The sequence below is a fragment of the Shewanella pealeana ATCC 700345 genome (assembly GCF_000018285.1).
GTDB lineage: Bacteria > Pseudomonadota > Gammaproteobacteria > Enterobacterales > Shewanellaceae > Shewanella > Shewanella pealeana.
Genome location: NC_009901.1, coordinates 4,615,053 through 4,630,306 on the forward strand (window position 1 = coordinate 4,615,053; position 15,254 = coordinate 4,630,306).

Below are 15,254 nucleotides of genomic sequence, written 5' to 3' on the forward strand. Positions count from 1 at the left end.
CCATCGTCTGGAGCCAAATGTGAATATTATTACTAGTGCCTACCCACAACGTAGAATGCGCCGTATGCGTAAACATGAGTTTAGTCGCCGTCTAATGGCTGAAAATCAGCTATCAGTAAATGACTTAATCTACCCTATGTTTGTCTTAGAAGGTAACAACCGCACAGAGCAAGTTGCTTCAATGCCTGGTGTAGAGCGCCTTTCAATTGACCTATTACTTAAAGAAGCTGAAGAGCTTGTTGAGCTAGGTATTCCTCTAATTGCATTATTCCCAGTCACTCCAGCTGAGAAGAAAACTTTAATGGCTGAAGAAGCCTATAATGCCGATGCGCTAGCCCAACGTGCAGTTCGTGCACTGAAAGAAGCATTCCCTCAGCTTGGCGTCATGACAGACGTTGCACTCGACCCATTCACGACACATGGTCAAGATGGGATTATCGATGATACTGGCTATATCATGAATGATATCACCACAGAGATCTTGGTTAAACAGGCCCTGTCTCATGCTGAAGCTGGAGCTGATATCGTCGCCCCCTCAGACATGATGGATGGCCGTATTGGTGCTATTCGTAAAGCACTTGAAGAAGCTGGCCATGTGAATACACAGATCATGGCGTACTCAGCAAAGTACTCTTCTAATTACTACGGCCCTTTCCGTGATGCAGTTGGCTCTGCAGGCAACCTAAAAGGTGGCAATAAGCATAGCTACCAGATGGATCCAGCAAATAGCGATGAAGCACTACATGAAGTTGCTTTAGACATCCAAGAAGGCGCTGATATGGTCATGGTTAAGCCTGGTATGCCATACCTAGACATAGTGCATCGCGTAAAGACCGAACTAGCAGTACCTACGTTTGCTTACCAGGTAAGTGGCGAATACGCGATGCATATGGCAGCGATTCAAAACGGTTGGTTAGCTGAGAAGGCGATCGTTATGGAATCGCTACTTTGCTTTAAGCGTGCAGGCGCCGATGGCATCCTAACCTATTTCGCTAAACGTGCCGCTCAATGGTTAAAAGAAGACAAATAATCCTGTCTGAATTTAAACCTGTCTAGTTCTAAAATAGGTTGACGGTTTTTATTAAGCCAGTTGGTATTCCCAACTGGCTTTTTTCATGCCCTACTCCACATGGTTATTGAGCCTCACCACGTTCAGGCTTCTATTTCCCCATGTGCGAGTGGTCAATTCTTACAATAATGAGCCCAGACAAAAACGAAAAAAGCCCGTTGCGTTAGCAACGGGCTTTATCGCTTCTCTTTCGAGAATAATTTGCGCCTGGAAATGACCTACTCTCGTAGTTCGCGCAGCGAACACATGGGGGCTAATACCAATCAGTATAAGAAGTTGATCTACTCAGAGCGTTTTTTGGCAAACTAATTCAAGGTGAATAACTGAAAGAATGGTTGTTCCCTTGTGAAGTTGTTCAACGTAGAAGTAGGCAGCCAAAAACGCTCCAGAATGGCGAGTTTTAGCGGCTCTGATACTGTGTTAACGAGCTTAAACGTAGAATAACTATGCTCTTCACTCGTTGCCTTGTCTCAGTGCCGCTAAACTCTCGCTGAGCGACCAAATCTTTATACTGATTGGTATAAGAAACCCTGCTTTGGATGCAACGCATTCAAGGGCTTTGCAGCGCGAGTAACTTGTTACGAAGCTGGAGAACCCGCTCAGCGGCGGGATGACGTCGGGAGTAGGCATTTATGCCTACTTAAGTGGATGAGCCACCTTAAAGGATAAGAAGCAGTTATAAGCAATATAGTGCTATTTTAAAAAGCTCCAAACGCAAAAAAGCCACCTTAATAAGGTGGCTTCTCTACTTAATTTAGCGCCTGGAAATGACCTACTCTCACATGGGGAGACCCCACACTACCATCGGCGATATTGCGTTTCACTTCTGAGTTCGGAATGGATTCAGGTGGTGCCACAACTCTATGGTTTCCAGACAAATTTGGTAAATTTAGAAAGCTGGACTCGCTATGCAAGTCTTAATAAATTGGGTTCACACTACATTAAGTGTTTTCTAATTCTGGTTTCTATAAGAAACATAGTTAACTCATAAAACCCATTAGGGTTGTATGGTTAAGCCTCACGAGTCATTAGTACAAGTTAGCTCAACGCCTCACAACGCTTACACACCTTGCCTATCAACGTCCTAGTCTCGAACGGCTCTTTAGAGGAATTAAATTCCTAGGGATGACTCATCTTAGGACTCGCTTCCCGCTTAGATGCTTTCAGCGGTTATCGATTCCGAACGTAGCTACCGGGCAATGCTATTGGCATAACAACCCGAACACCAGCGGTTCGTCCACTCCGGTCCTCTCGTACTAGGAGCAGCTTCCTTCAATCATCCAACGCCCACGGCAGATAGGGACCGAACTGTCTCACGACGTTCTGAACCCAGCTCGCGTACCACTTTAAATGGCGAACAGCCATACCCTTGGGACCGACTTCAGCCCCAGGATGTGATGAGCCGACATCGAGGTGCCAAACACCGCCGTCGATATGAACTCTTGGGCGGTATCAGCCTGTTATCCCCGGAGTACCTTTTATCCGTTGAGCGATGGCCCTTCCATACAGAACCACCGGATCACTATGACCTACTTTCGTACCTGCTCGACGTGTATGTCTCGCAGTTAAGCTGGCTTATGCCATTGCACTAACCGTACGATGTCCGACCGTACTTAGCCAACCTTCGTGCTCCTCCGTTACTCTTTGGGAGGAGACCGCCCCAGTCAAACTACCCACCAGGCACTGTCCCGAACCCCGATTCAGGGGCCGCGGTTAGAACATCAAAACTACAAGGGTGGTATTTCAAGATTGACTCCACTCCATCTAGCGACGAAGCTTCAAAGTCTCCCACCTATCCTACACATGTAGGTTCAATGTTCAGTGCCAAGCTATAGTAAAGGTTCACGGGGTCTTTCCGTCTAGCCGCGGGTATACGGCATCTTCACCGCAATTTCAACTTCACTGAGTCTCGGCTGGAGACAGCGTGGCCATCATTACGCCATTCGTGCAGGTCGGAACTTACCCGACAAGGAATTTCGCTACCTTAGGACCGTTATAGTTACGGCCGCCGTTTACCGGGGCTTCGATCATGAGCTTCTCCGAAGATAACCCAATCAATTAACCTTCCGGCACCGGGCAGGCGTCATACCGTATACTTCCTCTTGCGAGTTTGCACAGTACTGTGTTTTTGATAAACAGTTGCAGCCACCTGGTATCTGCGACTCCCGGCAGCTTAGAGAGCAAGTCTCATCACCGCTAGGAGCGTACCTTCTCCCGAAGTTACGGTACCATTTTGCCTAGTTCCTTCAGCCGAGTTCTCTCAAGCGCCTTAGTATTCTCTACCCGACCACCTGTGTCGGTTTGGGGTACGATTCCTGCTAACCTGAAGCTTAGAAGATTTTCCTGGAAGCATGGCATCAACTACTTCAGTCCCTTAGGACCTCGTCATCAGCTCTCAGCCTTAAGTACACCCGGATTTGCCTAAGTGTACAGCCTACAACCTTAAACGCGGACAACCAACGCCGCGCTAGCCTAGCCTTCTCCGTCTCTCCATCGCAGTTAGCAGAAGTACGGGAATATTAACCCGTTTCCCATCGACTACGCCTTTCGGCCTCGCCTTAGGGGTCGACTCACCCTGCCCCGATTAACGTTGGACAGGAACCCTTGGTCTTTCGGCGAGGGGGTTTTTCACCCCCTTTATCGTTACTCATGTCAGCATTCGCACTTCTGATACCTCCAGTGTGGGTTACCCCTTCACCTTCAACGGCTTACAGAACGCTCCTCTACCGCACCAGTGTAAACACTAGTACCCATAGCTTCGGTGTATTGCTTAGCCCCGTTAAATCTTCCGCGCAGGCCGACTCGACTAGTGAGCTATTACGCTTTCTTTAAATGATGGCTGCTTCTAAGCCAACATCCTAGCTGTCTAAGCCTTCCCACATCGTTTCCCACTTAGCAATAACTTTGGGACCTTAGCTGATGGTCTGGGTTGTTTCCCTTTTCACGACGGACGTTAGCACCCGCCGTGTGTCTCCCGTATAGTACTCATTGGTATTCGGAGTTTGCAAAGGGTTGGTAAGTCGGGATGACCCCCTAGCCTTAACAGTGCTCTACCCCCAATGGTATTCGTACGAGGCGCTACCTAAATAGCTTTCGAGGAGAACCAGATATCTCCGAGTTTGATTGGCCTTTCACCCCCAGCCACAAGTCATCACCGCATTTTTCAACATACGTGTGTTCGGTCCTCCAATTGATGTTACTCAATCTTCAACCTGCCCATGGCTAGATCACTCGGTTTCGGGTCTACACCTTGCAACTAAACGCGCAGTTAACACTCGGTTTCCCTACGGCTCCGCTATTCGCTTAACCTTGCTACAAAATGTAAGTCGCTGACCCATTATACAAAAGGTACGCAGTCACGGTCTCAAGAACCGCTCCCACTGCTTGTACGTATACGGTTTCAGGTTCTATTTCACTCCCCTCACAGGGGTTCTTTTCGCCTTTCCCTCACGGTACTGGTTCACTATCGGTCAGTCAGGAGTATTTAGCCTTGGAGGATGGTCCCCCCATGTTCAAACAGGATGTCACGTGTCCCGTCCTACTCGTTTTCACGTAAAGTTAGTTTTCATGTACGGGGCTATCACCCTGTGCCGCTGTGCTTTCCAACACATTCCACTAACACCCTCTACGCTTAAGGGCTAATCCCCGTTCGCTCGCCGCTACTAGGGGAATCTCGGTTGATTTCTTTTCCTCCGGGTACTTAGATGTTTCAGTTCCCCGGGTTCGCCTCACTACACTATGTATTCATGTAGTGATACATGCTTATGCATGTGGGTTTCCCCATTCGGACATCGTTAGCTCAAATGCTTGTTACTAGCTCGCCAACGCTTTTCGCAAGTTACTACGTCCTTCATCGCCTCTGACTGCCAAGGCATCCACCATATACGCTTAGTCACTTAACCATACAACCCAAATAAGTCTCTATGAGATTATCCGTTGTTCTGAGCGGGTAAGCTCACAACAGCCGTATCGTAACTAATGGTTTCTACTTTCGCCAAAATTAGAATTTTTATCTCATCATCCAACAAGTTAATGTTAAACAACGAGCTAAGACACTTAATGTTAAGTGTTTATAGAACTCAATTTTTTAATTTCGCGCTAATGCTATAAACAACAACTTACAAGTAAGTCACTGTCCCTTTCACATTAACACTATCAGCTTTCCAAATTTTTAAAGAGCGGGCTTAAAAAAGCCAAAGATAAATTCTGCATTTATCTTTGGCATCTCTTACCTGTGCATATGTCTTACTCTTACTGAAGAGAAAGATGTAAATGGTGGAGCTATGCGGGATCGAACCGCAGACCTCCTGCGTGCAAGGCAGGCGCTCTCCCAGCTGAGCTATAGCCCCATTTACATGCAGTCAAACAAATTTACGTTAAAACAAAATCTTTCTTTAGGAGAAAATAAAGATTTTGGTGGGTCAGAGTGGACTTGAACCACCGACCTCACCCTTATCAGGGGTGCGCTCTAACCAGCTGAGCTACAGACCCAACGTAATTTGCTCTTTCTTTACGACAAGCATATCTGTGTGAACACTCAACAACTATTAAGTTAGTCGTATAGGTAAGGAGGTGATCCAGCCCCAGGTTCCCCTAGGGCTACCTTGTTACGACTTCACCCCAGTCATGAACCACACCGTGGTAAACGCCCTCCCGAAGGTTAAGCTATCTACTTCTGGTGCAGCCCACTCCCATGGTGTGACGGGCGGTGTGTACAAGGCCCGGGAACGTATTCACCGTAGCATTCTGATCTACGATTACTAGCGATTCCGACTTCACGGAGTCGAGTTGCAGACTCCGATCCGGACTACGACCGGCTTTGTGAGATTAGCTCCACCTCGCGGCTTCGCAACCCTCTGTACCGACCATTGTAGCACGTGTGTAGCCCTACTCGTAAGGGCCATGATGACTTGACGTCGTCCCCACCTTCCTCCGGTTTATCACCGGCAGTCTCCCTAAAGTTCCCACCATTACGTGCTGGCAAATAAGGATAAGGGTTGCGCTCGTTGCGGGACTTAACCCAACATTTCACAACACGAGCTGACGACAGCCATGCAGCACCTGTCTCAGAGTTCCCGAAGGCACTAAGCTATCTCTAGCGAATTCTCTGGATGTCAAGAGTAGGTAAGGTTCTTCGCGTTGCATCGAATTAAACCACATGCTCCACCGCTTGTGCGGGCCCCCGTCAATTCATTTGAGTTTTAACCTTGCGGCCGTACTCCCCAGGCGGTCTACTTAATGCGTTAGCTTGAGAGCCCAGTGTTCAAGACACCAAACTCCGAGTAGACATCGTTTACGGCGTGGACTACCAGGGTATCTAATCCTGTTTGCTCCCCACGCTTTCGTACCTGAGCGTCAGTCTTTGTCCAGGGGGCCGCCTTCGCCACCGGTATTCCTTCAGATCTCTACGCATTTCACCGCTACACCTGAAATTCTACCCCCCTCTACAAGACTCTAGTTTGCCAGTTCAAAATGCAGTTCCCAGGTTGAGCCCGGGGCTTTCACATCTTGCTTAACAAACCGCCTGCGTACGCTTTACGCCCAGTAATTCCGATTAACGCTTGCACCCCTCGTATTACCGCGGCTGCTGGCACGAAGTTAGCCGGTGCTTCTTCTGCGAGTAACGTCACACCCAAACGCTATTAACGCTTGAGCTTTCCTCCTCGCTGAAAGTGCTTTACAACCCGAAGGCCTTCTTCACACACGCGGCATGGCTGCATCAGGCTTTCGCCCATTGTGCAATATTCCCCACTGCTGCCTCCCGTAGGAGTCTGGACCGTGTCTCAGTTCCAGTGTGGCTGATCATCCTCTCAGACCAGCTAGGGATCGTCGCCTTGGTGAGCCATTACCTCACCAACTAGCTAATCCCACCTAGGTTCATCCAATCGCGGAAGGCCCGAAGGTCCCCTCCTTTCCCCCGTAGGGCGTATGCGGTATTAGCAGTCGTTTCCAACTGTTATCCCCCTCGACTGGGCAGATACCTAGGCATTACTCACCCGTCCGCCGCTCGTCACCTCAGGAGCAAGCTCCCTTGTGTTACCGCTCGACTTGCATGTGTTAGGCCTGCCGCCAGCGTTCAATCTGAGCCATGATCAAACTCTTCAATTAAAGTTTTTTTTGCTTCTTCCACCTTACAAGTAAGGCTAAATCAGCGGCTCAACGAATTCTGTATTACATATTGCTATGAACACTCATTCATTAAGTCAATTTTTGATTGCCTCGTGAGAGACAATTTCGAATAACTTAATCTCTGTGAGTGTCCACACAGATTTGCTTGTCATATTGTTAAAGAGCGGTGCGGTAATGACTCCAACTTATTGATAGTGTTTTATGTTCAGATAATGCCCGATGACTTTGTCATGCAGCTCCACCGATTTTGAGAACGACAGCGACTTCCGTCCCAGCCGTGCCAGGTGCTGCCTCAGATTCAGGTTATGCCGCTCAATTCGCTGCGTATATCGCTTGCTGATTACGTGCAGCTTTCCCTTCAGGCGGGATTCATACAGCGGCCAGCCATCCGTCATCCATATCACCACGTCAAAGGGTGACAGCAGGCTCATAAGACGCCCCAGCGTCGCCATAGTGCGTTCACCGAATACGTGCGCAACAACCGTCTTCCGGAGACTGTCATACGCGTAAAACAGCCAGCGCTGGCGCGATTTAGCCCCGACATAGCCCCACTGTTCGTCCATTTCCGCGCAGACGATGACGTCACTGCCCGGCTGTATGCGCGAGGTTACCGACTGCGGCCTGAGTTTTTTAAGTGACGTAAAATCGTGTTGAGGCCAACGCCCATAATGCGGGCTGTTGCCCGGCATCCAACGCCATTCATGGCCATATCAATGATTTTCTGGTGCGTACCGGGTTGAGAAGCGGTGTAAGTGAACTGCAGTTGCCATGTTTTACGGCAGTGAGAGCAGAGATAGCGCTGATGTCCGGCGGTGCTTTGCCGTTTACGCACCACCCCGTCAGTAGCTGAACAGGAGGGACAGCTGATAGAAACAGAAGCCACTGGAGCACCTCAAAAACACCATCATACACTAAATCAGTAACTTGGCAGCATCACCGAGCGGTGCTAATCCTATTGAGAACGAGTCTCTCAGTTAGCAGCCTAGGACGCTAGGTCGTTGGCTTGAGGAGGCGTATTCTACACTCTCCAGTGTCGGCGTCAAGCGCTTATTTTAAGAAGTTTTTCAAGTGGCGATTTCTTAATCAGAAGTCGTTACCCGAAGCTCTTAAAGCGATTGTCACCTGAATCAAATCTCCGTGGAGTTTTAACTCTCTAACGCTGCTAGCTTGGCTAGTTGCCTGCTTCACCGTGTCAGTGGGGTCGCATTATAGGGAGATTCGAAAAGAGCGCAAGCGCTTTTTCTTAAAAAACCTCTCTTTTTTCAATGTTTTTATTTAGGCACAACTTAGTCACCACTTACCCTCAGAGTTATCCACAACCCAATGCCGATATGCTTACTTTATATGCGTAGAAGTCATTAGTGACGTTATGTATAAACATATCTAGCCGACTAAGTAGCGCTACTACACATTGCTATATAGCCAAAACCAATATCATGTAGCAAGTATATATAGCTTAACGTGATGAGTTCTGCCAATCGCGATCATGTGAATATCTATTACGACCTGTTAAATTCTCAGTAATAAAAAAGGGTGCCTCAATGAGACACCCTTTTCTTCTATTAAGTCTATGCGTTTAGCTTAGCTTACCGTGACACTGTTTATACTTCTTGCCTGAACCACATGGGCATGGATCGTTACGTCCCACTTTTTCGCCATCACGTACCGTTGGCTGAGTAGCCGCAAGCGCTGCACTTTCTTCAGCGCCAACGATGGCTTCAGCTTCTGCGTGTTGATAGTCACGACGGATTTTTGCGTCTTCTTGACGACGGCGCTCTTCCATCTCTTCAACATCTGACTGTGCCTGTACTTGTACTTTAGACAATACACTAATGACGTCATGCTTTAATGACTCAAGCATCTGCTGGAATAGCTCGAATGATTCACGCTTATATTCTTGCTTTGGATTCTTCTGTGCATAGCCACGTAAGTGGATACCTTGGCGCAAGTGGTCCATCGCTGAAAGGTGCTCTTTCCATAAACCGTCTAGCGTTTGTAGCATTACCGCTTTTTCGAATTGACGTAGCACTTGCTCGCCTACCATCTCTTCTTTAGCTTTGTATGCATTAACCCAAGTTTCAACAATACGCTCACGTAATGTTTCTTCGTGCAAGTCATCTTCTTTATCTAGCCACTCTTGGATAGGTAGACTCATTGCATATTCTTGTTGCAGACGTTTCTCTAGGCCTTCGACATCCCAAAGCTCTTCTACTGATTGACGCGGAATGTATTGATCAACTAAACCATTAACCACGTCTTCTTGAATATTGGTGATAGTATCTTGAATACTTTCGGCATCCATTAATTCATTACGCTGCGCGTAAACGACTTGGCGCTGATCGTTAGCAACATCATCAAACTCAAGTAACTGCTTACGAATATCGAAGTTACGAGCTTCTACTTTACGCTGCGCGTTTTCGATAGCACGTGACACCCATGGATGCTCAATCGCTTCACCTTCTTCCATACCTAGCTTCTTCATCATTGAAGAGACACGGTCTGAAGCGAAGATACGCATTAAGCTATCTTCCATAGATAGGTAAAAACGAGAAGAACCAGAGTCACCTTGACGACCAGAACGACCACGTAACTGGTTATCGATACGGCGAGATTCGTGACGCTCTGTACCTAAGATGTGTAGACCACCGGCTTCAACAACTTCGTCGTGACGAATTTTCCAGTCAGCCTTAATCTTGGCTTTCTGCTCGTCAGTTGGATTGGTTAGCGCTTCGATCTCCATGTTCCAGTTACCACCTAACACGATATCGGTACCACGACCCGCCATGTTAGTTGCAACGGTTACCGCTCCAGTACGACCCGCTTGAGCAACGATATCTGCTTCACGTTCGTGGAACTTAGCATTCAAGATCTCATGTGGGATCTTTTCTTTCTTCAGTAAGCTGTGCAGCAGTTCTGACTGCTCAATCGAAACCGTACCAACCAATACTGGCTGACCACGCTCACGACAGCCAACGATATCTTTAACGATCGCGGCATACTTCTCTTCAGCAGTTAAGTAAACCAGATCCGGATGATCTTTACGAACCATTGGACGGTTTGTTGGTACTACTACAGTATCAAGACCATAAATATGCTGGAATTCGAACGCTTCGGTATCGGCAGTACCCGTCATACCTGCAAGCTTTTCATATTGACGGAAGAAGTTCTGGAATGTAATCGATGCAAGAGTCTGGTTTTCATTTTGAATATGAACGCCTTCTTTCGCTTCAACCGCTTGATGTAGACCTTCAGACCAGCGACGACCAGGCATAGTACGGCCTGTATGCTCATCAACGATAACTACTTCGTTATCTTGAACAATATAGTCGACGTCTTTCTCGAATAATGTGTGCGCGCGTAGTGCTGCATTCACATGGTGTAATAAAGAGATGTTAGCCGCTGAGTAGAGTGAATCACCTTCGGCAAGCATGCCGCGCTCAGTCAATAAGACCTCAACCTTCTCTTGCCCACGCTCAGTCATATGAACTTGCTTTGACTTCTCATCTACAGAGTAGTCGCCTTCGCCCACATAATCTTCAGTATCTTCTTTCTCTTGCGCGATAAGGTTAGGGATTAGCGTGTTAATCTTGATGTATAGCTCAGAGCTATCTTCAGCAGCACCAGAAATAATTAACGGAGTACGTGCTTCATCAATAAGAATCGAGTCGACTTCGTCGATTAGCGCGTAATGCAATGGCCGTTGTACGCGTTCGCTTGGAGAGAACGCCATGTTGTCACGCAGGTAATCGAAACCAAATTCATTGTTAGTTCCGTAGGTAATATCAGCATCATAAGCCGCTTTCTTTTCTACCTGGCCAAGACCCGCAACGTTAATACCAACAGTTAAGCCAAGGAATTCAAAAAGAGGACGGTTATTTTCAGCATCACGGCCAGCTAGGTAGTCGTTCACTGTAATAACGTGAACACCTTTACCTGTTAAACCATTTAAATAAGCAGGCAGAGTTGCCGTTAGGGTTTTACCTTCACCGGTACGCATTTCTGCGATACGGTTACTATCCAAAATCATGCCGCCAATAAGCTGTACATCGAAGTGGCGCATATCAAATACACGCTTCGATGCTTCACGTACAGTAGCAAATGCTTCTGGTAAAACGCCTTCTAATGATTCACCACCGTCTAAACGCTCGCGGAAGTGGGCTGTTTTTGCTTTTAATTCTTCATCCGATAGCTTTTCGTATTCAGCTTCTAGCGCGTTAACCTTATTAACGACTTTACCAAATGCCTTAAGTGTACGATCGTTGCGACTACCAAATACTTTTGTCAGTAATTTACCAAACATCTGAACCACTTCTATGTTATTGGCCAAGTCCCTTTTAGAGCCTGAAAGCCTATTTTACGATTACCCTGCCTTGCGGTAGACATATTTTTGCGGATCTATTTGCTGTCCACCGCGCAACACTTCATAGTGCACATGAGGCCCAGTCGAGCGCCCAGTACTCCCCATAACAGCGATTTTTTCGCCTTTAGCGACCACATCACCCACATTTACTGACAAAGCTTTATTGTGACCATAGCGAGTGCTTAGACCATTTCCATGATCAATTTCAACTAACTCACCATAACCAAACATCTTGTCCGCCCATGTAACTACGCCACCTGCGGTAGCGATTACATCGACGCCCTCTTTTCCGGCAAAGTCGATACCTTTATGCATCGTACGTTTACCGTTAAAAGGATCATTACGTAAACCGTAGGGCGAAGATAACCAACCTTTCTGAATTGGTCGCCCAGATATATAACGTTCTTCATCTATATGGAGATTAGATGCTACCGTTTCAAGTAGTGAAAGCTGAACATTATTATTATCTATTCGAGATACTAGCTCATCCATATCGGCGATAAGCTGATCGAGTTCGATGTTAGTACCTAAATCACTGATACCGCCAACACCGACTTCTGAAGAGAAATCAAACTGATCTTCTAATTGATTATTTAAAGCAACTTGCTGACCCAAGGCTTCTAAGCGCGTGAGTTTAGCTTGCATACGAGCGACATGAGCTACCAACATCGAAAGCTGAGTTTCAGTCGCGCTCTTTAACGCGATCAACTCATCCTTTTGTTCTTCACGAGCCATACGCTCGCTATCGACATTAGCTTGTTGCTGTGTAAGTTGCTTAGCATTGTGCTGATAAAGGCCCGTACCCGCTGCTATGAGCAGTATCGGCAAAAGCAGCCAACGCTTTCCTGGTTGCCAGCGTGTGGCACCATTTCGACCTTGAATAAAAACTGTTACACTCATAGCCTAATTAAGCCATTTTATTATCATATGAAAAAGCCCCCTCAGGATCTCAGTCAATTACTGCATCAGCAAGGCAACATGCCTAATCTCGCTGAAAAAGCAGAGCTGTTATTACACTTAGATCACTACGTGAAACAAGTGTTGACTGGTCCAGTGACAGAGCAACTAAAGGTTGCCAATTTACGCCAAGGGATCTTGGTTATTGAAACAACCACGGCTGCTTGGGCGGCAAGAATTAACTTCCAAAAACCCAAAATACTACAATTGCTACAAGCCGAAACGTTACCCATGCTTACCGCAATCGAGGTTAAAGTCAACCCAAGCTTGTTAATGTATGAAACAAAACGTAAGCCTGCTCACAACCTAATTAGTGAAAATGCCGCCGCTCACATTGAAGCTTTAGCTGAACATACTGAGGGGACATTAGCGGTAAAACTAAAACGGCTGGCTGCATTAGCCAGCCGTTCAAGGCAATCTTAATTCGCTGTTAAGCGAATACAGCACCGGCTGGTACTGAGAAGCTGACAGGTGCGTCGGCTTCTTTTTCAAAGCTCACGATTTCCCAAGCATCTTGTTGTGCAAGCATGGCACGCACTAACTGGTTGTTAAGTGCATGTCCTGTTTTATATGCACAGAACTCACCAACAATCGCGTGACCCGCCACATACAGATCACCAAAGGCATCAAGAATCTTGTGCTTAACAAACTCGTCCTCATAACGCAGGCCATCGGGGTTGAGGACGCGATATTCGTCAAGTACAACAGCATTTTCCATGCTGCCGCCTAGTGCAAGATTATTGGCTCTTAAATATTCGATATCTCGCATAAAACCAAAGGTTCTAGCGCGGCTGATATCTTTAATAAAAGCAGACGATGAGAAATCCATCACCATATGCTGCTGACTACGAGCAATTTCAGGGTGATTAAAGTCAATAGCGAAATCGACTCTGAAACCTTTAAAGGGTTTCAACTCTGCCCATTTATCACCATCTTCAACACGAATTGGTTTAGTGATTTTAATATATTTCTTAGCTGCGTTTTGCTCTTGGATGCCTACTGATTGCAATAGGAAAACAAAAGGACTCGCACTGCCATCCATAATTGGAATTTCAGGCGCGTCAACTTCGATAACTGCGTTATCGATACCTAATCCGGCTAGCGCAGCGAATAGATGCTCAATTGTTGATATACGAACACCATCGTCATTAACCAAGGCTGTACACATAGTCGTTTCACGCACTTGATCGGCAACAGCTGGAATTTCCACTGCTGGTGACAAGTCGGTACGAACTAGCTTAATGCCGGTATTAACTGGTGCGGGCTTAATGATCAAAGTCACCTTGTTGCCGGAATGCAATCCAACACCAGTAGTCTTAACCATTTCTTTGACAGTTCTTTGAAAAATCATGTTTTTACCCGTTTATTATCTCAACAAAAAAGCACTAACCACACACTTTTTAGTCGTGCGTAGGCTATGCTGGTCGGATATCTTAGCATATCTTTGCAAATTCACCAAAATTCACTCAGCTTTTCGACAACACTTTAGTATTGCCTTATATTTGTTAACCATTTATTAACACTTGAGTTAATCAGCTTGCTTACGCAAAAATGCTGGAATATCCAAGTAATCAAGTTCGTTCTTTTTCTCTGTCACAGGTGTTGCCACTTGTGGCTGAGCTGCTTGTGCAGTATTGCCGTGCGACATAGTCGGTGCAATAGTATCTTCTGGTACGATATTCTCAACACGAGATTCAGCCGGAACAATTGGCTCTGGACGCGGAGCTGGCTTAGAAACAAGCTGAATATCAGGCTTCTTCTCTGCACCAATACCCGTCGCAACTACGGTTACGCGTAGCTCATCAGACATCTCAGGGTCGATAACCGCACCCACAACCACTGTTGCGTTATCAGATGCGTAAGCCTTAACGTGGTTACCCACTGTCTCGAACTCTTCGATGCTCATATCCATACCAGCTGTAATGTTCACAAGAACACCGCGAGCACCAGCAAGATCGATATCTTCAAGTAATGGACTCGCAACTGCAGCTTCTGCCGCTTCTTCAGCGCGATCTTCACCACTTGCAACACCGGTACCCATCATGGCATTACCCATTTCAGACATAACGGTTTTCACGTCGGCGAAATCGACGTTGATTAGACCAGGACGAGTAATAAGCTCTGCAATACCTTGCACAGCTCCAAGTAGTACGTTGTTAGCCGCAGCGAATGCATCTAATAAAGAAGTACCACGACCTAGCACTTTAAGTAACTTTTCGTTTGGAATCGTGATCAATGAATCTACGTGCTTAGCAAGCTGTTCAATACCTTGATCCGCGTAAGCCATACGCTTCTTGCCTTCGAATGGGAAAGGCTTAGTCACAACGGCAACAGTCAGAATACCTTCTTCACGTGCAATCTCTGCCACTACTGGAGCAGCGCCTGTACCGGTACCACCGCCCATACCCGCAGCGATAAAGATCATGTCCGATCCTTTAATCGCATTACGAATGTTTTCTCTATCTTCTTCAGCCGCTAGACGACCAATTTCAGGGTTTGCGCCAGCACCCAAACCTTTGGTCACATCACGACCTAATTGAATTGTGGTTGATGCAGCAGACTTACGCAGTGCTTGTGCGTCAGTATTTGTTGCTACAAACTCAACACCTTCGATGTTGTGTTTAACCATATGCTCGACAGCGTTACCACCGCCGCCACCGACGCCGATGACCTTAATCACCGCCTCGTCTGAATGACTATCCATGATCTCAAACATGGTCTTTTCTCCGTTCTGCCTGC

Annotated in this window: 7 protein-coding genes, 2 tRNA genes and 3 rRNA genes; 2 read left to right on the forward strand and 10 right to left on the reverse strand. The window is 46.8% G+C overall.

Annotation, left to right across the window (positions count from 1 at the left end; all coding sequences use genetic code 11):
- Positions 1-19 precede the first annotated feature (19 nt).
- Positions 20-1,030, forward strand: coding sequence for a porphobilinogen synthase (gene hemB / locus SPEA_RS19955; RefSeq protein WP_012156994.1), 1,011 nt, complete (start codon positions 20-22; stop codon positions 1,028-1,030).
- Positions 1,031-1,828: 798 nt separating this feature from the next.
- Here hemB and rrf read toward each other — a convergent pair.
- The 8 genes from rrf to SPEA_RS19995 form a co-directional block, all read right to left on the reverse strand.
- Positions 1,829-1,944: ribosomal RNA gene (gene rrf, locus SPEA_RS19960) — 5S ribosomal RNA — on the reverse strand.
- Between the two features lie 132 nt (positions 1,945-2,076).
- Positions 2,077-4,971: ribosomal RNA gene (locus SPEA_RS19965) — 23S ribosomal RNA — on the reverse strand.
- A gap of 371 nt (positions 4,972-5,342) precedes the next feature.
- Positions 5,343-5,418, reverse strand: a tRNA-Ala gene (locus SPEA_RS19970).
- A 65-nt stretch (positions 5,419-5,483) separates the two neighbouring features.
- Positions 5,484-5,560 (reverse strand) — tRNA-Ile (locus tag SPEA_RS19975).
- 74 nt (positions 5,561-5,634) lie between these two features.
- Positions 5,635-7,177, reverse strand: a 16S ribosomal RNA gene (locus tag SPEA_RS19980).
- Together the 16S, 23S and 5S rRNA genes with 2 tRNA genes alongside form the textbook arrangement of a ribosomal RNA operon.
- Positions 7,178-7,383: 206 nt before the next feature.
- Positions 7,384-8,081 (reverse strand): IS1-like element IS1A family transposase gene (locus tag SPEA_RS19985; protein WP_223296535.1). Its coding sequence is split into 2 segments (ribosomal slippage): positions 7,384-7,832 and positions 7,832-8,081, totalling 699 coding nucleotides; the frame shifts between segments, so codons are not numbered across the junction.
- Between the two features lie 693 nt (positions 8,082-8,774).
- Entirely contained in the window at positions 8,775-11,498 is a 2,724-nt protein-coding gene (secA, locus tag SPEA_RS19990; protein ID WP_012156995.1) for a preprotein translocase subunit SecA, read from the reverse strand.
- Positions 11,499-11,558: 60 nt separating this feature from the next.
- Positions 11,559-12,458 (reverse strand): M23 family metallopeptidase, encoded by a 900-nt coding sequence (locus tag SPEA_RS19995; RefSeq protein ID WP_012156996.1) that lies wholly within the window; start codon positions 12,456-12,458, stop codon positions 11,559-11,561.
- 27 nt (positions 12,459-12,485) lie between these two features.
- Here SPEA_RS19995 and SPEA_RS20000 point away from each other — a divergent pair, with 27 nt between their 5' ends.
- Positions 12,486-12,938: a DUF721 domain-containing protein gene (locus tag SPEA_RS20000; RefSeq protein ID WP_012156997.1), complete on the forward strand. Its 453-nt coding sequence runs from the start codon at positions 12,486-12,488 to the stop codon at positions 12,936-12,938.
- Between the two features lie 7 nt (positions 12,939-12,945).
- Here the strand turns inward: SPEA_RS20000 and lpxC are convergent, their stop codons facing one another.
- Positions 12,946-13,866 (reverse strand): UDP-3-O-acyl-N-acetylglucosamine deacetylase, encoded by a 921-nt coding sequence (gene lpxC / locus SPEA_RS20005; protein ID WP_012156998.1) that lies wholly within the window; start codon positions 13,864-13,866, stop codon positions 12,946-12,948.
- Positions 13,867-14,043: 177 nt separating this feature from the next.
- Entirely contained in the window at positions 14,044-15,231 is a 1,188-nt protein-coding gene (ftsZ, locus tag SPEA_RS20010) for a cell division protein FtsZ (protein WP_012156999.1), read from the reverse strand.
- Between the last annotated feature and the right edge of the window lie 23 nt (positions 15,232-15,254).

Bases quoted from the DNA above. Each gene is read 5' to 3' on its own strand.
- secA (WP_012156995.1), bottom strand. From the start codon at position 11,498: ATGTTTGGTAAATTACTGACAAAAGTATTTGGTAGTCGCAACGATCGT.
- lpxC (WP_012156998.1), bottom strand. From the start codon at position 13,866: ATGATTTTTCAAAGAACTGTCAAAGAAATGGTTAAGACTACTGGTGTT.
- SPEA_RS20000 (WP_012156997.1), top strand. From the start codon at position 12,486: ATGAAAAAGCCCCCTCAGGATCTCAGTCAATTACTGCATCAGCAAGGC.
- ftsZ (WP_012156999.1), bottom strand. From the start codon at position 15,231: ATGTTTGAGATCATGGATAGTCATTCAGACGAGGCGGTGATTAAGGTC.
- SPEA_RS19995 (WP_012156996.1), bottom strand. From the start codon at position 12,458: ATGAGTGTAACAGTTTTTATTCAAGGTCGAAATGGTGCCACACGCTGG.